The organism is Arthrobacter sp. P1_C12_2, from assembly GCF_056406415.1.
Genome location: NZ_JBFUAF010000005.1, coordinates 13,377 through 32,180, shown reverse-complemented (window position 1 = coordinate 32,180; position 18,804 = coordinate 13,377). Strand labels below are relative to the sequence as shown.

General features: G+C 69.1%; 13 protein-coding genes. 9 read left to right on the top strand and 4 right to left on the bottom strand.

The window, feature by feature from the left end; translation table 11 throughout:
* The first annotated feature begins 163 nt into the window (after positions 1–163).
* The 3 genes from pheS to AC1DZQ_RS07115 are packed head-to-tail and all read left to right on the top strand — an operon-like array spanning position 164 to position 4,569.
* Positions 164–1,225 carry a phenylalanine--tRNA ligase subunit alpha gene (pheS, locus tag AC1DZQ_RS07125; protein ID WP_476962855.1) on the top strand — a complete coding sequence of 354 codons (1,062 nt, stop codon included), beginning with the start codon at positions 164–166 and terminating at the stop codon, positions 1,223–1,225.
* A 3-nt stretch (positions 1,226–1,228) separates the two neighbouring features.
* On the top strand, positions 1,229–3,772 hold the full coding sequence (pheT, locus tag AC1DZQ_RS07120) for a phenylalanine--tRNA ligase subunit beta (RefSeq protein ID WP_476962854.1): 2,544 nt from the start codon (positions 1,229–1,231) through the stop codon (positions 3,770–3,772).
* Between the two features lie 44 nt (positions 3,773–3,816).
* Positions 3,817–4,569: a 4'-phosphopantetheinyl transferase family protein gene (locus tag AC1DZQ_RS07115; RefSeq protein ID WP_476962853.1), complete on the top strand. Its 753-nt coding sequence runs from the start codon at positions 3,817–3,819 to the stop codon at positions 4,567–4,569.
* Here the strand turns inward: AC1DZQ_RS07115 and AC1DZQ_RS07110 are convergent, their stop codons facing one another.
* The 4 genes from AC1DZQ_RS07110 to AC1DZQ_RS07095 form a co-directional block, all read right to left on the bottom strand.
* Entirely contained in the window at positions 4,570–5,991 is a 1,422-nt protein-coding gene (locus tag AC1DZQ_RS07110; protein ID WP_476962852.1) for a M1 family metallopeptidase, read from the bottom strand. It lies immediately after the preceding gene.
* 47 nt (positions 5,992–6,038) lie between these two features.
* Complete coding sequence (locus AC1DZQ_RS07105; RefSeq protein WP_476963039.1) at positions 6,039–9,971, bottom strand: Pls/PosA family non-ribosomal peptide synthetase; 3,933 nt, start codon at positions 9,969–9,971, stop codon at positions 6,039–6,041.
* A gap of 112 nt (positions 9,972–10,083) precedes the next feature.
* Positions 10,084–11,049, bottom strand: a complete 966-nt coding sequence (locus AC1DZQ_RS07100; protein ID WP_476962851.1) for a quinone oxidoreductase family protein — start codon at positions 11,047–11,049, stop codon at positions 10,084–10,086.
* A 178-nt stretch (positions 11,050–11,227) separates the two neighbouring features.
* Entirely contained in the window at positions 11,228–12,331 is a 1,104-nt protein-coding gene (locus AC1DZQ_RS07095; protein ID WP_476962850.1) for a fatty acid desaturase family protein, read from the bottom strand.
* Between the two features lie 270 nt (positions 12,332–12,601).
* Here AC1DZQ_RS07095 and argC point away from each other — a divergent pair, with 270 nt between their 5' ends.
* The 6 genes from argC (at position 12,602) to AC1DZQ_RS07065 (ending at position 18,719) form a co-directional block, all read left to right on the top strand.
* Positions 12,602–13,645, top strand: a complete 1,044-nt coding sequence (gene argC / locus AC1DZQ_RS07090) for an N-acetyl-gamma-glutamyl-phosphate reductase (protein ID WP_476962849.1) — start codon at positions 12,602–12,604, stop codon at positions 13,643–13,645.
* Complete coding sequence (gene argJ, locus AC1DZQ_RS07085; RefSeq protein WP_476962848.1) at positions 13,642–14,808, top strand: bifunctional glutamate N-acetyltransferase/amino-acid acetyltransferase ArgJ; 1,167 nt, start codon at positions 13,642–13,644, stop codon at positions 14,806–14,808. The genes argC and argJ overlap by 4 nt, the downstream gene beginning before the upstream one ends.
* A 35-nt stretch (positions 14,809–14,843) precedes the next feature.
* Complete coding sequence (gene argB, locus AC1DZQ_RS07080) at positions 14,844–15,800, top strand: acetylglutamate kinase (protein WP_476962847.1); 957 nt, start codon at positions 14,844–14,846, stop codon at positions 15,798–15,800.
* A gap of 107 nt (positions 15,801–15,907) precedes the next feature.
* Positions 15,908–17,167 (top strand): acetylornithine transaminase, encoded by a 1,260-nt coding sequence (locus tag AC1DZQ_RS07075; RefSeq protein WP_476963038.1) that lies wholly within the window; start codon positions 15,908–15,910, stop codon positions 17,165–17,167.
* Complete coding sequence (gene argF / locus AC1DZQ_RS07070; RefSeq protein WP_476962846.1) at positions 17,164–18,189, top strand: ornithine carbamoyltransferase; 1,026 nt, start codon at positions 17,164–17,166, stop codon at positions 18,187–18,189. Before AC1DZQ_RS07075 ends, argF begins: the two co-directional genes overlap by 4 nt.
* Positions 18,189–18,719, top strand: coding sequence for an arginine repressor (locus tag AC1DZQ_RS07065; RefSeq protein ID WP_079551248.1), 531 nt, complete (start codon positions 18,189–18,191; stop codon positions 18,717–18,719). The genes argF and AC1DZQ_RS07065 overlap by 1 nt, the downstream gene beginning before the upstream one ends.
* Positions 18,720–18,804 lie beyond the last annotated feature (85 nt).

The following is an 18,804-nucleotide window of genomic DNA, read 5'->3' as shown; positions in this document are numbered from 1 at the left end:
TGCGCGCCGGGCCGGCGTCACGTGCACCCGGCCGTTGCCGTGCGGCCGACGGCCGTCTACTAGACTGGGGACAGTGACCACAAGCCTTGCCCACAACCCGCGCCGTGCCCTGTGCCCGGCCGTGTGCTGTTGGCATGATCCGACTCGTAGCTAAGAACAGTAGATGACTGAAACTTTGCCGGGCGCAGCCGTCCCGAATCCTTTGGATGAAGCCGCCATTACCGCTGCCGTAGACCAGGCCGTTGCCGCCATCGCCGCAGCCGCGACCCTCGATGAACTCAAAGCCGTGCGCCTCGCGCACACGGGCGAAAAATCCGCGTTGAGCCTCGCCAACCGTGAGATCGGCGCGCTGCCCAAGGACCAGAAGGCTGCCGCCGGCAAGCTCATGGGCGCCTCCAGGGGACGAGTCAACAAGGCGCTCGCGGACCGCACGGTCGAGCTCGAGGCCGAGAACGACGCGCGGATCCTCGTCGAAGAGACGGTCGACGTCACGGCGGCGCCGCGGCGGCGCAAGGCCGGTGCGCGCCACCCGCTTTCCACGCTGCAGGACCGCGTGGCGGACATCTTTGTCGGCATGGGTTGGGAAATCGCCGAAGGGCCCGAGGTCGAGTCCGAATGGTTCAACTTCGATGCCCTGAACTTCAAGCCGGACCACCCTGCCCGCGACATGCAGGACACGTTCTTCGTCGAGCCGCCCGAAGCCCACCTGCTCATGCGCACGCACACCTCGCCGGTGCAGGTCCGCTCCATGCTGGAACGGGAGCTGCCCATTTACGTGCTGTGCCCGGGCAAGGTGTTCCGCACGGACGAGCTCGACGCGACGCACACGCCGGTGTTCCACCAGTTCGAGGGCCTGGCCATCGACAAGAAGCTGAGCATGGCAGACCTCCGCGGCACCCTGGAGCACTTCGCGCGCCAGATGTTCGGCGCGGAAGCCCAGATCCGGCTGCGGCCCAACTATTTCCCGTTCACCGAGCCGTCCGCGGAGCTCGATATCTGGCACCCGGGCGCCAAGGGCGGTCCCAGCTGGATCGAGTGGGGCGGCTGCGGCATGGTCAACGCCAACGTCCTGCGCGCCGCGGGCATCGACCCGGACGTCTATTCAGGCTTTGCCTTCGGCATGGGCATCGAACGCACCCTCATGTTCCGCAACGAGGTTGGCGACATGCGCGACATGATTGAAGGCGACGTACGTTTCAGCGAGCACTTCGGGATGGAGATCTAAACAGTGCGTATCCCACTTTCCTGGCTGCGCGAATTCGCGCAGGTACCGGCCGAAGCAACGGCCGAAGACGTCATGGCCGAGCTCGTCAAGGTCGGACTCGAAGAAGAAACAGTCCACCGCCCCACGGACACCCTCCAGGGACCGATCGTGGTGGGCCAGGTGCTCAGCATCGTCAAGGAACCCCAGACCAACGGTAAGACCATAAACTGGTGCCAGGTCCGGGTTGTCCCCGAGGGCCAGCAGCAGACCCTGACCGGCGACGGCATCGACCCCTCCGGCGTGCAGGGCATCATCTGCGGCGCCCACAACTTCGTCGAAGGCGACAAGGTGGTGGTCACCCTTCCGGGCGCCGTGCTGCCGGGCGACTTCCACATTTCCGCGCGCAAGACCTACGGGCACCTGTCCGCCGGCATGATCGCCTCCGTGCGTGAGCTCGGCATCGGCGAGGACCACGACGGCATACTGGTGCTGTCCCGGATCGGGCTGGATCCCGAAATCGGCACCGACGCCATGGAACTGCTGGGCCTCTACGACCAGGCCGCGGAAATCAACGTCACCCCTGACCGCAGCTACTGCTTCTCCATCCGCGGTGTGGCCCGTGAATACGCGCATGCCACCGGCACCGTGTTCACGGACCCGGTGTCCAAGGTCCAGGTTCCGCAGGCGCTGTCCGGCGGCTACGGCGTCAAGCTCAACGACGACGCCCCCATCTACGGCAAACCCGGCTGCGACCGTTTTGTGGCCCGCACCGTGCGCGGTGTGGACGCTACCCGGCCCACCCCGCCGTGGATGACCTCCCGTCTCCGGCTCGCCGGCATCCGGTCCATCTCGCTGCCGGTGGATATCTCCAACTACGTCATGCTCGAGCTCGGACAGCCGAACCACTGCTATGACCTGGACAAGCTGGCTGGCGACATCGTCGTTCGGCGCGCCACGGCGGGGGAGAAGATCACCACCCTGGACGACAAGGAGCGCACGCTCGACGTCGAGGATCTGCTGATCACGGACGAATCCGGCCCCATCGGAATCGCCGGCGTCATGGGCGGTGCGCACACCGAGGTGTCGGACGCCACCACGAACGTCCTGGTCGAGGCAGCGCACTTCGACGAGGTCTCGATCGCCCGCGCGCGCCGCCGCCACAAGCTGCCGTCCGAGGCGTCCAAGCGCTTCGAACGCGGCGTGGACTGGCAGGTGGCCGACGTGGCCGCCCAGCGTGTGGTGGACCTGCTGGTCGAACTCGCCGGAGGTACGGCCGACGAGGCCGGGACCGACGTCGGGACCGCACCGGACGCCGTCACCATCGAGCTGCCGGCAGAGTACGCGGCAGCCCGGATCGGGATCGACTTCACCGAGGAACAGATCCTGACCTCGCTCGAAGACCTCGGCGCAGTGGTTGCCAAGACCGGCAACGGCTACACGGTGACCGCCCCGAGCTGGCGCCAAGACCTCGAGACCAAGGACGACCTCACCGAGGAAATCGCCCGGCTGGTCGGCTACGACAAAATCCCGGCGACCCTGCCGGTGGCGCCCCCGGGCCGTGGCCTGACCCGCGTCCAGCAGCAGCGCCGCCGCATGATCCAGGCCCTCGCCGACGCCGGGCTCACCGAGGTGTTGGCCTACCCGTTCGTCTCCAAGGCCGCCAATGACACCTTTGGCGTCCCTGCCGAGGGCACGGCGCGCAAGGCCCTCAAGCTGGCCAACCCGATCAGCGAGGAGCACGGGTTCCTGCGGACCTCCGTCCTGCCGGGCCTGATCGAGGTAGCCAAGCGCAACCACTCCCGCGGCTTCCGCGACCTCGCCCTCTTCGAGGCCGGCCTCGTGTTCCTGCCCGGCGAGAAGCTTGGCACCTCCGCGATTCCGCCGCTCGGCGTCAAGCCCAGCGATGAGGTACTCGATGGCCTGTACGACGGCGTCCCGGACCAGCCGCTGCACCTCGGTGCTGTGCTCACGGGGCACGACTCTCCGGCCGCCCCGGGCCACGCCCCGCGGGCTTGGGACTGGGCGGACGCGGTAGACATCGCCCGGATCGCCGGCGACGTGCTCGGCGTCGAACTCCTGGTCACGCAGGGCCGGCACCAGGCCTTCCACCCGGGCCGGGCAGCACAGCTTGAGCTGCGCACCGGCGAAGTGGTGGGCTACGCCGGCGAGCTGCACCCGAAACTGCTCGCGGCACATGACATGCCGGCCCGCTCGGTGGCGCTGGAACTAAACGCCGACGCCCTCTTCGAAGCCGCTGCCGACGTGATCGTGGCCCGGCACATCTCGACGTTCCCCGTGGCCACCCAGGACGTGGCCCTCGTGGTGCCGCAGGACGTCCCGGCGGAGGAGGTGCTGACGGCCCTGCGTGAAGGCGCAGGCGAGCTGCTCGAGGACGTCGCACTGTTCGACGTCTACGCGGGCAAGGGCATCGAGGAAGGCAAGAAGTCGCTGGCGTTCAGCCTGCGCTTCCGCGCCAACGACCGCACGCTGACGGCGGACGAGGCCTCGGCGGCGCGTGAAGGTGCCGTTGCCGCTGCCCACGAACGCTTCGGAGCGGTGCAGCGCTGAGAACTGCGCTGGTGACAGCGCTGACTTTCTGAAAGGGGCGGGTCATGGCATCACACCTTGTTGTGCGTGCCTGCCCGCCCTTTCGCGTTCCCGGCGACCCCGGTGTGACTGGTGTCCCCGGGGACCCTGGTGTTCCGGGGCCCGCGGCGGCAACCGCGGCTGCGTCCGAGCTGGAACGTGACTCGCGTTCCCTGCTGGACGGGGCCGAGCTCGGGCGGGCCCGGGCCATGACCCCACGGACCCGGCAAGACTTCCTTGCCGGGCGGCTCGCGCAGCGGCAGTTCGCCGCCGGTCTGCTCGGGGTCCCGGCGTCGGACCTCACCGCCTGGTACAGCTGTCCACGGTGCGGCACCGGTGGGGACATCTCACACGGCCGGCCCGGCTACCTGCTCCGGGGCGAGACGGTGCCGTTGCTGCTGAGCCTGTCCCGCGCGGCCGGCTGGACGCTTCTGGCCGGGGTCGTGGACCCGGTTCCGGGCCAGCGCCTGGGCATCGACGTCGAGGATCCGGCCCGGGCGGACTTCGACGGGTTCGACGACGTCGTGTTGACCCCGGCCGAACAACGGCATCTCGCCGGGCTGGACGGCATCTCCCTGCTGCGGGGCCGGGCGCGGTTGTGGGCGCGCAAGGAGGCCTGGCTGAAGATGCTGGGCACGGGGCTGCAGACGGCCCCGGACACCCTCGACGTGCTGGCGTCGAACGTGGACGGCCGCGCCGGGCTCCGGGATCTGCCGCCGGCAGAGACGGGCCTGCCCTCGGACCTCGTGGCCGCCGTCGCCCTCGCGGTCATTCCATAGTCAGAGCTTGGGCGGCGATGCCTGCGGGAGCGGCGGGAGGGCGTCGTCGAACAGCCACGGGTGCAGCAGTGCCTCTGCGTCGAGACCCGTCGTGTGGGCGGCCGCGACGATGAAGTCGGCAGTTGTCACGGTGCCGTGGCGGAAGCGGTCCGTCCAGTCGTGCAGCAAGGCGAAGAATGCCAGGTCGCCGCAGCGTACCCGCAGGGCGTGCAGGGCCAGGGCTCCGCGTTTGTAGACCCGGTCGTCAAACATCAGTTCCGGGCCGGGATCGCCCACCATCAGGTCCTGCGGGGAAGCGGAGAGCTTGCGCCAGGCGGCGCGGGCGCGGGCCGCCACCGACATGATGCCGGCCTCTTCAGACCAGATCCATTCCGCGTAGCAGGCAAAGCCCTCGTGCAGCCAAATGTCCTTCCACGTTGCAGTGGTGAGCGAGTTCCCGAACCACTGGTGAGCGAGTTCGTGGGCGATCATCCGCTGCGACTCCCAGTCCTGCCGCAGATGGTTGGGGCCCAGGATGGACAGTGTCTGCGCTTCCAGCGGGATTTCCAGCACGTCTTCGGTGACCACCACCGTGTACTCCGGGAACGGGTACGGCCCAAAGCAATTAGTGAAGGTCCGCATCATGTCGGGCTGGCGGGCCAGGGCGGCCCGGGCGCCCGCAGCCAGCGACGCCGGCACGGCCACATACTGCGGAACGTGCCCTGAGGGCCGCTCGGTATTGAGCGTCAGGAGCTCATAACGGCCAATCTGGACTGTGGCCAGGTACGTAGCCATGGGTTCGGCCTGCTCAAACGCCCAGGTCTCGCGGCTGGCTCTGCTGGTGCGGGAGAGCAGCACGCCGTTGCACACGGCCCGGTAGTTTGCGTCGGTGGTCACCGTGATGAGGTAGCTCGCTTTGTCCCGCGGATGGTCATTGCACGGAAACCAGGAGGCTGCGCCGTTAGGCTGGCCGGCGACCAGCACACCATCGGAGAGCTCTTCCCAGCCCACTTCGCCCCACACGCCGCGGCGCGGCGCAGGGTAGCCCTCGTAGCGGATGTCCAGCGTGAAGGCCTCATCGGCCAGCAGCGGCTTGTCGGGGTAGACGACGAGCTGTTCGGCCCGCTGGGTGTACCTGCGCACCCGGCGCCCGTCGAGCTGGATCTTCGTGGCCCGCAATCCTGCCAAGTCCAGCACGATCGCCGACGTCGGGAGCTGCGTGATGGCGTGCAGGACGGCGTGCCCGGCAAGGCGGTTGCTGCTGACCCGGTAGTCCAGATCGAGTTCATACCGGGTGACACGGTAGGCGTTGGTCCCATGCCCCGGCATATAGGGGTCCGGGGCGCCGGCTTCCGGGCTGGTTACACGGCTGATTTCGCGGCTGATTTCCCCGCTGATTTCCCCGCGGGCGGCGGCGCCGCTGCTTGGTGCACTGGTGCTCAATGGACGGACCTTCGGTTGTGGTGCTGGTGGACGTGCGCGGGCCGGGCCTAAGGGGACCCGGCGGGCGGTGCCGGCCCGTCCCACGGACTGACTGGATTGCCCATCCAGTACGTCCCGGCCGGGACGGTTTCGCCCCGCATGACGAGGGACGCCGGCCCCACCGTGCCGCCGCTGCCGATCCTGGCCTGCGGCAGGATGACGCCGTGCGGCCCCATGGTGGCTCCGTCATCGAGCGTAACAGTGTCGATGCTCATGACTCGGTCATGGAACAGATGGGTCTGGACCACGCACCCCCGGTTGACGGTCGAGTTCCTGCCGAGAGTGACAAGGTCCGCCTCAGGCAGCCAATAGCTCTCGCACCAGGTCCCGGCGCCAATCTTCGCGCCGAGTGCCCGCAGCCACCACACCAGCGCCGGTGTCCCCGTAGCAGCGCGGGCGAACCACGGGGCGCTGACCATCTCAATGAACGTGTCCACCACCTCGTTGCGCCAAATGAAGGAGCTCCACAGCGGGTGCTCGCCGGGGCGGATGCGGCCCACCAGCAGCCACTTGGCCACTACGGCACTGCCGGCGGCCGCGGCCCCGGCAAACAGGACCACCACCCCGCTCAGGACAGCGGCGATTCCGTAGTTGAAGAGGGTCGCCATCGCGTCGAATGCGAGCATCACCCCTACGGCGATGGCAACTGTCAGCATGACCGGGACGAACCGGCACAGCTCCCAGAGGGCGCGCGCGATCTTCAGCCTCCGGGGCGGCTGGTAGGTCCGCGTGTCGTCCGAGGCGATGGCGGTGCGCCGCAGCCGCACGGGCGGGCTGCCGAGCCACGATGTGCCGGACTTCGCCTTGGCCGGCGTCGCGGACAGGACCGCCACGAGGGAGTTCTTGGGCACGTTGCGCCCGGCCGCCGTCATGCCGGAGTTGCCCAGGAAGGAGCGTTTGCCGATCTTGGCCGGGGCTATGTGCATCCAGCCACCGTCGAGTTCGTAGGACGCCACCATGGTGTCGTCGGCCAGGAACGCGCCTTCGCCCACGGTGGTCATGCGCGGAATCAGCAGCACTGTCGAGGCTTCCACGTTGCGGCCGACTTTCGCGCCGAGAAGCCGCAGCCAGACCGGCGTAAAGAGGCTGGCGTAGACCGGGAACAGCAGGTCCCGGGCCAGGTCCAGTACCCGTTCGGTCGCCCAAACCTGCCAGCCGATCCGGCTCCGGACCCGGTAGTAGCCTTCGGCGAGTCCGACGCTGAGGAGCCTCGTCGTGGCCAGGATCAGCAGCAGGTTGGTCAGGAACCATGCCAGCGCCGCCAGCGGGATCGAGAGGGCAATGCCGGGCAGGGCCGCGGGCAGGGAGGAGCTGCCCTGGATGAACGCGAAGATCACGAGGGCCGCGACGGCGGCGGAGACGTAGGGGATGAGCGCCAGCATGGCGGACGCGGCGGCGAAGCCCGCGAACCACAGCCGGCCCATCAGCCGGTGCTCGGGCGGGGAGTCCGGCCACGAATGCCGGGCCTTGCCGCGGCGCTCGGCCGGTGACCCGGCCACGAGCTGGCCTGCCTTGACCTTGCCGATCACAGCGGAGCCAGGCTCCACCTGCGCGCCGGCGCCCACGGTGGCTCCGGGCATGAGCGTGCTGCGGGCGCCGACGCTTGCGCCGGGGCCAATCCGGATGGCGCCGATGTGGACACGGTCGCCGTCGATCCACCAGCCGGACAGATCGACTTCAGGCTCGATGTTGGACCCGGCGCCAAGGGACAGCAGCCCGGTGACGGGCGGGAGCGAGTGCAGCTGGACGTTCTCGCCGATCTTCGCGCCGAGCGCCTTCGCGTAGTAGGGCACCCAGGGGGCGCTGGCCAGGCTGATGGCGCCGGCCAGGTCCTGGATCTGTTCCGCGAGCCAGAGCCGGAGATGCACCCGCCCGGACCGGGGATAGGTGCCGGGCACGACGTTGCGGAGCAGGAGGCGGGCGGCGGCAACGGAGAGCAGCATCCGCCCGGCGGGGCTGACGAAGACCAGCCAGGACGCGCCCACCCACCACCACGAGACCGTTGGTGCGGCGCTGAATCCGGCGAAGGCGGCCAGAAGGTTGTTGGCGGCCATCAGGTAGGTCAGCCAGCGCATGCCGACCAGGATGTGCAAGGGAACGCCCAGGAGCGTCTGGAAGGCCTGGGACGTCCGGGCGGTGGGCCGGACGGTGCGCTCCTGGGCGGCGACCATGCCGCCCTCCGGGAGCGACTGCCGCGCCTCGTCCACCAGGGCGCCCACCCGGGGGGTCGCGTAGATATCGGCCACCGTGATGGTGGGATAGCGGACGCGCAGGGCGGATACGAGCTGTGCGGCGGCCAGCGAGCCGCCGCCGTAGGCGAAGAAGTCGGCGTCGAGGCTGGTGACCGGGCTTCCCAGCACGGCGCTCCACTGCTCCACGATCCACTGCGCGTCATCGGGCAGGTTCAGCGGGGCGCCATCGGCCTCGGCAGCTCCGGTGCCGCTGAGCGGCCAGGGCAGGGCATGGCGGTCCACTTTGCCGCTGGTCTTGGTCGGCAGCGAATCGACCAGCGTCAGCAGCGGGATGAGGGGCGCGGGCAGGCTCTCGCCCAGCAGTTCGCGTGCGGCCGCGAGGTCGATGTCCCGGCCAGACACGGCGGCAAGGTAGCCGACCAGGATCTGGTTGCCGGCCGCGGTTGTCTGCACGGCGGCGGCGGCGCCGGCGACATCCGGCAGGGACTGCAGTGCGGCGTCGATTTCTCCGAGCTCGATCCGGCGGCCGCCGAGCTTGACCTGTTCGTCGGCGCGGCCCTGGAAAATGAGGCCTTCTGCTTCGTACTTGACGAGGTCGCCGGAGCGGTAGGCGCGCTGCCAGCCCAGGGACGGCATCGGGGCGTATTTTTCCGCGTCCTTGACCGGGTCAAGGTACCGGGCCAGTCCTACGCCGCCGATGATCAGTTCGCCCACCGCGCCTTCGGCGACTGGTACCGAATCGGCGTCGACGACGGCGAGGTCCCAGCCGTCCAGCGGCAGTCCGATCCGGACGGGGCCGGGAGCGCCGAGCCGGGCGGCGCACGCGACCACGGTGGCCTCGGTGGGCCCGTAGGTATTCCACACTTCCCGTCCTTCGACGGCGAGCCGCTCGGCAAGGTCCGGCGGGCACGCCTCCCCGCCGAAGATCAGCAGCCGGACGCTTTCCAGCGACTCCACGGGCCAGAGCGCGGCGAGTGTGGGGACGGTGGAGACCACGGTGATCCCGTGGCTGATGAGCCAGGGGCCGAGGTCCATCCCGGTCCGGACCAGCGCCCGGGGTGCCGGGACAAGGCAGGCACCGTGGCGCCACGCGAGCCACATTTCCTCGCAGGAGGCATCGAAGGCAACGGACAGGCCGGCCAGCACCCGGTCCTGCGGGCCCACCGGATCGCCCTGCAGGAAGATGCGGGCCTCGGCGTCCACGAACGCGGCGGCCGAGCGGTGCTGGACCGCAACGCCCTTGGGGGTGCCGGTGGAGCCGGAGGTGAAGATGACCCACGCGTCGTCATCGGGGCCAGGCTGCCTGGGATCGGGGAACGGGCGGGGGTGGTTGCTGTCCGTGACGATCGTCCCGCCGGCGCGGAGGATGGCGGCCACCCTCGCCTCCCCGAAGACCAGTTTGGCCCGCTCGTCCGGATCGTCGGCGTCTACGGGGACGTAGGCCGCACCGACCAGCAGGACCGCCAGGATCGAGACGTAGAGTTCGTTGGTGCCGGACGGGATCCGGACACCGATCTTGTCGCCGGCACCCAGTCCGGCAAGGTGCAGTTTCCGCGCGGTCGCCCGGACCTCGTCCATGAGCTGGGCGTAACTGAGCGAGCGGTGGCCGTCGTCGAGGGCGGAAGCATCCGGGTACCGGGCAGCAGTATCGCGGAGGATGTCTATCAGCGTCCGCTCCGGCGGGGCGGAAAGCGCGCCCGGCAGCTGGGGCTCGTGGACGGTGACAGGGGGAGCGGAAAGACTCTGCACCGCACCGGCGTCGGGGGCTTCACTCGGGGTCAGTCGTTGCTCGGTCACTGGCGCATTATCCCTGCAGGAGATGAACGGATGGTGTTGCCGTGCGGCTTGGGGACCGTGCGGCTTAGGGGACCAGGATGACTTTGCCGGTGGTGCGGCGCTGTTCGAGGTCATCATGGGCACGGGCTGCCTCGGCGAGGGCGTAGCGGGCGCCGATCCTGACCTTGAGACTGCCCTCGGCAGCGGCGGCAAAGACTTCGTCGGAGCGCCAGCGGCGTTCCCGGGCGTCGCGCAGATAGTGGCCCATGGTCGGCCGCGTGAGGTACAGCGAGCCGCCGGCGTTGAGCCGTTGCGGGTCGAACGGCGGGACCGGGCCGGACGCTGCGCCGAAGAGCACCAGCATGCCCCGGATGCGCAGCGACGCCAAGGAGGCGTCGAAGGTGTCTTTTCCGACGCCGTCGTACACCACGTCCGCGCCGGTGCCGTTGGTCAGATCCCGGACCCGCTCGGCGAAACCGTTATAGCGCAGCACGTGGTCGGCGCCGGCGTCGCGGGCCAACTGCTCTTTCTCGTCCGTCGAAACGGTGGTGATGACGTGGGCGCCCCTGGCCTTGAGCAGCTGGATCATCAGGAGCCCGACGCCACCGGCGCCGGCGTGGAGCAGGACCGTGTGGCCGGGCTCGACCTTGAAGGTGGAGTTGATGAGATAGTGAGCCGTCACCCCCTGCAGCGGCAGGGCCGCGGCAGTGAAGTCGTCCAGGCCGTCGGGAACCGGGAGGGCCTTGTCCTCATCGACGAGTGCATAGCCGGCGTAACAGCCAGCGCCCTCGGCCGTCGCCACCCGGTCGCCGGGAGCGAACCCGGTGACGGCGTCGCCAACCTCCTCCACGGTGCCTGCAGCCTCGGAGCCGGGCGTGAAGGGGTAGCTGACCTTGTAGACGCCGCTGCGCTTGTAGGTGTCGATGAAGTTCACGCCCGCGGCGGAGACCCTGACCAGCAGTTGGCCCGGCCCGGGAACGGGACGGGCTGTTTTGTCGAGCTCCAGGACCTCGGGGCCCCCGGCCTGGCGGGCGACGATTGCGTGCATCATGTGGCTCCTTCTCCGGCGGGAAAGTCTGTCCCGGTCCCTGGGTCCATCCTAGGGACACCGGCGGTAACCATGAAGGGGCGTTCCGTAACAGGCTGTCACGCGATGCATTCACGTGACAGCTGCACGTGACGGCGTCCGGCTAAGCGGGTCCTGCGCGGACGCCGGGGTGATGCGTCCCTTAGTAGCGGCGGGTGACCGTTGCCATCGGGCATTCGAAGTGACGGCCCGCGGCGAGTCCAACATCGTTGAGGTAGCGGACAATGATGGCGTACGACTGCATCAGCGTGGTTTCCGTGTACGGGACCTGGTGCTTGGCGCAGTACTCGCGGACGATCTTGGCGGCCTTGTCCAGCTGGGGGCGGGCCATGTCCGGGAAGAGGTGGTGTTCTGCCTGGCGGTTGAGGCCGCCGAGCAGGATGTCCATGAAGCGGCCGCCCGAGATATTCCGGGACGTCAGGACCTGGCGGCTGAAGAAGTCCACCCGGCTGTCCGCCGGCAGTACCGGCATGCCCTTGTGGTTCGGCGCGAAGGACGCGCCCATGTAGAAGCCGAACACGGCCAGCTGGACGCCGATGAAGGCGAACGCCATGCCCAGCGGCAAGAAGGTGAACGCGAGAACGGGCAGGAGGCTGAGCCGGACTGCGAGGATCGGGATTTCAACCCAGCGGTGCGCGACCTTGGCCCGGCGGACGATGAATTTCACGGAATCGATCTGAAGTCCCAGGCCCACCAGGAACAGGAGCGGGAAGAAGAACCAGCCCTGCTTGCGCGTCAGGAACGCGAGGCGTCCCTGGCGGTCGGCTACGGCTTGGGGGTGGAAGGCGATGGGGCCGGGCGCGATGTCCGGGTCCTTGGAAATGACGTTCGGGTGGTTGTGGTGCGCACCGTGCTTCTGCTCCCACCAGGAGTAGCTGATCCCGGCCACGGACGTGGCCAGCAGCCGTGCCGCCCAGTCATTGGCGCGGCGGGAGGCGAAGATCTGCCGGTGCCCGGCCTCGTGCGCCAGGAAGCTCAGCTGGGTGCAAAGGATGCCCAGGGCGGCGGCGATCAGGAGCTGGAACCAGCTGTCACCGATCAGCGCGAACCCGAACCAAGTGGCGGCCATCAGCAGCACCAGGCTGGAAAAGACGGTGACGTAGAAGCCGACGCGCCGTTCGAGAAGGCCGGCGGTCTTGACGCTTTTGAGGAGTTCCGAATAGCTCAGGACTACGGCGTTGGGCTGCCGGACGCGCGATGGCGGACGCGCCGGCGTTTGGGTGGGAAGGGTGGAAGTGGCGGTCATGGGGCGCTGGCCTCGTCACGGTAACGGGCAACGCTGCAACTGACATTCGCAGCTGCACGGTCAAGATCACCCTCTACTCAGCATACGCCCCCGGGTCTCCGCCGCCCGCCGATCGGCGGGGGAATCCTCGGCCGGCGGAAGCCCCCGAACGACTCTCCGAACGCGCTTTTGCGCCCTGCGCGGGACACATTGGAAGAGGGCATTTAGACACAGGCAGATCGATGCATAAATATCGGCATCTATGCATACTCTTGCTGTATAGTCGTGCTTATGACTATTTCTGTTGCCGTTTCCGGGGCGAGCGGTTATGCCGGCGGCGAGGTCCTGCGGCTCCTCGCCGGTCATCCCGACGTCACCATCGGCGCCATTACGGCCCACAGCAACGCCGGTTCCAGACTAGGGGAATTGCAGCCGCATCTCCATGGCTTGGCGGACCGCATCCTCGAGGACACCACCGTGGATAACCTGGCCGGGCACGACGTCGTGTTCCTGGCGCTTCCGCACGGGGCGTCCGCAGAGATCGCGGCGCAGCTGCCCGCCGGGACGCTGGTCATCGACGCCGGCGCGGACCACCGGCTCGAGGACCCGGAGGCCTGGGAGAAGTTCTACGGTTCCGCGCACGCCGGAACCTGGCCCTACGGCCTGCCGGAACTGCCCGGCCAACGCGACGCCCTCCGCGGCGCCACCCGGATCGCCGTCCCCGGCTGCTACCCGACGTCGGCCCTGCTGGCCCTCACGCCCGGCTTCAGCAACCAGCTGCTGGAAGGCGACGACGTCGTGATCGTCTCCGCTTCCGGTACCTCAGGGGCCGGCAAGGCCGCCAAGGTCAACCTGATCGGCGCCGAGGTCATGGGTTCCATGAGCCCCTACGGGGTAGGCGGGGGACACCGGCACACCCCGGAGATCGAACAAGGACTCTCCAAGGCGCTGAGGGCTCCGGTCACCGTCTCCTTCACGCCCACCCTGGCGCCGATGAGCCGGGGCATCCTCACCACGGCAACCGCCAAGGTCCGGCAGCAGCCCGGACGCAGCGTGACCGCCGCGGAGCTGCGCGCCGCCTGGGCCGAGGCCTACGACGACGAACCGTTCGTGCACCTGCTCCCCGAGGGCCAGTGGCCCTCCACGAAGTCGGTCCAGGGATCGAACCACACGGTCATGCAGCTGGCCTTCGATGAGCACACCGGCCGCGTGATCGTGTGCTGCGCCATCGACAACCTGACCAAGGGGACCGCCGGCGGCGCCGTGCAGTCCATGAACATCGCCCTCGGCCTGGCGGAAACCGCCGGCCTCAACCTCCAGGGAGTCGCACCGTGAGCATCACCGCACCGCAGGGATTCCGTGCCGCCGGCGTGACTGCCGGGCTCAAGGCTTCCGGCAAACCGGACGTGGCCCTCTTGGTCAACGACGGCCCGTCCAAGGCCGCCGCGGCGGTCTTCACGTCCAACCGCGTCGCCGCAGCCCCCGTGCACTGGTCCCGCGAGGTGGTCAAGGACGGCCGCGTGGACGCCGTTTTCCTTAACTCCGGCGGGGCCAACGCCTGCACCGGGCCCCAGGGCTTCCAGAACACGCACACCACCGCGGAGAAGACCGCCGAAGCCCTCGGCGTCTCCGCCACCGACGTCGTGATCTGCTCCACCGGACTGATCGGCGAGCAGCTGCCCATGGAGAAGATCCTGGCCGGAATCGGGTCCGCCACCGCCGGCCTGGCCGCCGACGGCGGCCCCGCGGCAGCCACCGCGATCATGACCACGGACTCCGTGTCCAAGCAGGCCGTGTTCACCGGCACGGACGCCGAAGGCACACAGTTCACCATCGGCGGCATGGCCAAGGGTGCCGGCATGCTGGCCCCGGGCCTGGCCACCATGCTGGTGGTCCTCACCACGGACGCCGACGTCCAGCCGGACATGCTCGACGCCGAACTCCGCAACGCCACCCGGGTCACCTTCGACCGGGCGGACTCGGACGGCTGCATGTCCACCAACGACACCGTGGTGCTGCTGGCCTCCGGGGCCTCCGGCGCCGTGCCGTCCGCCGCCGACTTCGGCGCGGGCCTGACCCAGGTCTGCGCGGAGCTGGCCCGCAAGCTGATCGGCGACGCCGAGGGCGCCAGCCACGACATCGCGATCCGGACGTTCAACGCCGCGAGTGAGCGGGACGCCGAAATCGTCAGCCGCGCCGTCGCCCGCTCCAACCTGTTCAAGACCGCGATATTCGGCAAGGACCCCAACTGGGGCCGCGTGCTGTCCGCCGTCGGCACCACCGACGCGGCGTTCGAGCCGGACCAGCTGAACGTGTCCATGAACGGTGTGCAGATCTGCCGCAACGGCAGCATCGGCGATGACCGCAACCTCGTGGACCTCGAACCGCGCGAGGTCCTCGTCGAAATCGACCTGCAGGCCGGCGGGGCCGAGGCCACGATCCTCACCAACGACCTCACCCACGAGTACGTCCACGAAAACAGCGCCTACTCCAGCTAATCCGCCTGGAAGGACGAGCAGTAAGGACGAACAGTATGAATACCCAAACACGCGAGACCACATCCCAGTCTGACGCCCGGGACAAAGCCGCCACGTTGATCGAGGCATTGCCCTGGATCCAGCGCTTTGCTGGCAGCACCATGGTGATCAAGTACGGCGGCAACGCCATGGTCAACGACGAGCTCCGCCGCGCCTTCGCCGAGGACGTCGTGTTCCTGCACCACGTCGGCATCCACCCCGTGGTGGTGCACGGCGGCGGCCCGCAGATCAACGCCATGCTCAGCCGGCTCGGGATCGAATCCGAGTTCAAGGGCGGGCTGCGGGTCACCACGCCCGAGGCCATGGACGTGGTCCGGATGGTCCTCACCGGCCAGGTGGGACGTGAACTCGTGGGCTTGATCAACTCCCACGGCCCGTACGCCGTCGGCATGTCCGGTGAGGACGGCGGACTGCTCCGCGCCGTCCGCACCGGCACCGTGGTGGACGGCGAGGAGGTGGACCTGGGCCTGGTGGGCGAGGTGGTCGGGGTGAACCCGGAAGGCATCCTGGACATCGTGGCCGCCGGCCGGATTCCCGTGATTTCCACAGTCGCCCCGGAAATCCACGACGATGGCACTGCGGACAGCGCCCAGCGCGCGCAAACCACCGGCCAGGTCCTGAACGTCAACGCCGACACCGCCGCCGCCGCCCTGGCCGAGGCGCTCGGCGCCTCCAAGCTCGTCATCCTCACCGACGTCGAGGGCCTGTACGCCAACTGGCCGGACCGGTCCTCGCTCATCTCCTCCCTGACGGTCTCGGAGCTGCGCGAACTGCTCCCCGGCCTGGAATCGGGCATGATTCCGAAGATGGAAGCCTGCCTGAAGGCCGTCGAGGGCGGCGTGGAACGAGCGCACATCGTGGACGGCCGGCTGCCGCACTCGATGCTGCTGGAAACCTTCACGACCGCCGGCATCGGCACGCAGGTCGTCCCGGACGAGGAAGTGAACGCATGAACGAAACTGTTGGGATGGGTCCGACCGGCGATGGGGCCCCCGCCCGCTTCGCGGTGCCCGACCACACCCGGGCCCCCATCGCCGGCTCGGCTCCCAAAGCTTCCGTTATGACTGGAACGAACAGCGGCGCGCAGTGGCTGTCCCGCTACTCGTCCTCCCTGCTGGGCGTCTTCGGCACCCCGCAGCGGGTCCTGGTCCGCGGCGCCGGCTGCCTCGTGTGGGACGCCGACGGCAAGGAGTACCTGGACCTGCTCGGCGGCATCGCCGTGAACGCCCTCGGCCACGCCCACCCGTTCGTGACCTCGGTGATCTCCAGCCAGCTGGCCACCCTGGGCCACGTCTCGAACTTCTTCACGAGCCCCACCCAGATCGCCCTGGCGGAGAAACTGCTGGAACTGTCCAACGCGCCGGCGGGCTCCAAGGTGTTCTTCGCCAACTCCGGCACCGAGGCCGTTGAGGCGGCCTTCAAGCTGGCGCGCCGCAATGCCGGCTCAGCGGAGAAGCCGCGCACCAAAATCATCGCGCTCGAAGGCGCCTTCCACGGGCGCACCATGGGGGCCCTAGCGCTTACCTCCAAGGAGGCCTACCGGGCGCCGTTCGCGCCGCTGCCCGGCGGCGTCGTGCATGTCCCGTTCGGTGACATCGACGCCCTCCGCGCCGCCGTGGATGAGACCACCGCCGCCGTCTTCCTCGAACCGATCCAGGGCGAGGCCGGCGTCCGGCCGCTGCCCGCCGGCTACCTCAAAGCGGCCCGCGACGCCACGAGCGCGGCCGGCGCCCTGCTGATCCTCGACGAGGTCCAGACCGGCATCGGCCGCACCGGCAAGTGGCTGGCCAGCGAGGACGCCGGGATCGTGCCCGACGCCGTGACCCTCGCCAAGGGCCTGGGCGGCGGCTTCCCGGTCGGCGCGCTCCTGACGTTCGGCCCGGAAACGTCCGCGCTACTGACCGCCGGCCAGCACGGGACGACATTCGGCGGCAACCCGGTGGCCACCGCGGCTGCCCTCGCCACCCTGCACGTCCTGGAAAACCAGGACATCCTGGCGCACGTCCGTAACCTTGGGGAGAAGCTGCGCGCCGGCCTCGCCGGGATCGCCGGCGTGACCGAGGTCCGCGGCGAGGGGCTGCTGATCGGCTTCGACCTCGACGCCGACGTCGCCCCGGGCGTCGTTGCGGCCGGCCTCGACGCCGGGTTCATCGTCAACAGCCCGGGCCCGCGCACCATCCGGCTGGCACCGCCGCTGATCCTGACCACCGAGCAAGCCGACCGTTTCCTGGCCGCTTTGCCCGCATTGCTCGAGACCGCCAAGCTCTCCGCCGAAAAGCCCGCCACTTCAAGTGACAACGCCGCAAAGGACTCCAAGTGACCGCCGCCGTGACCGCCTCAGTGCCCACCCGCCACTTCCTTAAGGACACGGACCTCAGCCCGGCCGAACAGGCCGAGGTCCTCGAGCTCGCCGTCCGGATGAAGGCCGCGCCCTACAGCGTGCAGCCCTTCGCCGCGGCGGGCAACGGACGCCAGACCGTGGCCGTCATCTTCGACAAGACCTCCACCCGGACCAGGGTCTCCTTCGCCACGGGAATCGCGGACATGGGCGGCAACGCGCTCATCATCAATCCTGGCGAAGCGCAGATCGGGCACAAGGAATCGGTCGAGGACACCGCCAAGGTGCTCGAACGCATGGTGTCCACCATCGTGTGGCGCACCGGCGCGCACGCCGGCCTGGTCGCCATGGCCGCGAACTCCCGCGTTCCGGTCATCAACGCCCTTTGCGATGACTACCACCCGTGCCAGCTCCTCGCCGATCTGTTGACCGTCAAGGAGCACAAGGGCTCGCTCAAGGGCCTGACCATGGCGTACCTGGGCGACTCGGCCAACAACATGGCCAATTCCTACCTGCTGGCCGGCGTCACGGCGGGCATGAACGTCCGCATCGCCGGACCGGACGGGTACCTGCCGTCCGCGGAGATCATTGCAGCGGCCGAGGACCGCGCCGCGGAGACCGGCGGCTCCGTGCTGGTGACGGTCGACCCCGCCGAGGCCCTCCTGGGCGCCGACGTCGTCGCCACCGACACCTGGGTGTCCATGGGCCAGGAGGCGGAGAAGGAAGCGCGGATGAACCTGTTCCGGGCGTATTCCGTGGACAGCGCGGCGATGAAGCTCGCGGCGCCGGACGCCGTCGTGCTGCACTGCCTGCCGGCCTACCGGGGCTACGAGATCGCCGCGGACGTCATTGACGGCCCGCAATCGGTGGTCTGGGACGAGGCCGAAAACCGGCTCCATGCCCAGAAGGCGCTGATGGCCTGGCTCATGCATCGCTCCGGCCTTGCCGTTGTTGACGGGCTGGCGCCAGTTGACGGGCTGGCGCCGGTGGACGGCTTGGCCTGATGTCCGTCCAGCCAGCCTCTCCGGGGGCCAGCCCGGCCACCAAGACTGCCCGGCAGGCACGGATCACGGCGATTCTGACGGGCGAATCGGTCCGGTCCCAGGCCGAGCTCGCCGCGCTGCTCGCGGACGACGGCGTCCAGGTCACCCAGGCCACGCTCTCCCGCGACCTCGTGGAACTCGGCGCCGTCCGGGTCCGCGGCAAGGACGGCGTGCTGGTCTACGCCGTCCCGGGGGAGGGCGGCGAACGGGCGGCCAAGAGCGGCGTCACGCAGGAAATCCTCGACGCCCGGCTGACCCGGTTGTGCGGGGAACTGCTCGTCACCGCCGAGGCCTCCGCCAACCTCGTGGTGCTCCGGACGCCGCCGGGTGCCGCGAACTTCCTGGCCCTCGCAATCGACCACTCCGTGATGCCCTCGATCCTGGGCACCATCGCCGGGGACGACACCGTCCTGCTTGTCACCCGGGACCCCCTGGGCGGCGCGGACATCGCCGCACGCTTCCTGCAGTTCGCCGAGGAAGCCGGCCAATAAGCCGCGCAACGTACCGGGCGCACCGGGCTTGTGACAGGCTTGCAACAGAGATTTTTCCGAGACTTAAAGCATGACCAAACTACTA

What these genes read in the sequence shown, in the direction of transcription:
- argB (WP_476962847.1), top strand. Translation starts at nt 14,844, where the DNA reads ATGAATACCCAAACACGCGAGACCACATCCCAGTCTGACGCCCGGGAC.
- AC1DZQ_RS07095 (WP_476962850.1), bottom strand. Translation starts at nt 12,331, where the DNA reads ATGACCGCCACTTCCACCCTTCCCACCCAAACGCCGGCGCGTCCGCCA.
- pheS (WP_476962855.1), top strand. Translation starts at nt 164, where the DNA reads ATGACTGAAACTTTGCCGGGCGCAGCCGTCCCGAATCCTTTGGATGAA.
- AC1DZQ_RS07100 (WP_476962851.1), bottom strand. Translation starts at nt 11,049, where the DNA reads ATGATGCACGCAATCGTCGCCCGCCAGGCCGGGGGCCCCGAGGTCCTG.
- AC1DZQ_RS07075 (WP_476963038.1), top strand. Translation starts at nt 15,908, where the DNA reads ATGACTGGAACGAACAGCGGCGCGCAGTGGCTGTCCCGCTACTCGTCC.
- AC1DZQ_RS07115 (WP_476962853.1), top strand. Translation starts at nt 3,817, where the DNA reads ATGGCATCACACCTTGTTGTGCGTGCCTGCCCGCCCTTTCGCGTTCCC.
- argC (WP_476962849.1), top strand. Translation starts at nt 12,602, where the DNA reads ATGACTATTTCTGTTGCCGTTTCCGGGGCGAGCGGTTATGCCGGCGGC.
- AC1DZQ_RS07065 (WP_079551248.1), top strand. Translation starts at nt 18,189, where the DNA reads ATGTCCGTCCAGCCAGCCTCTCCGGGGGCCAGCCCGGCCACCAAGACT.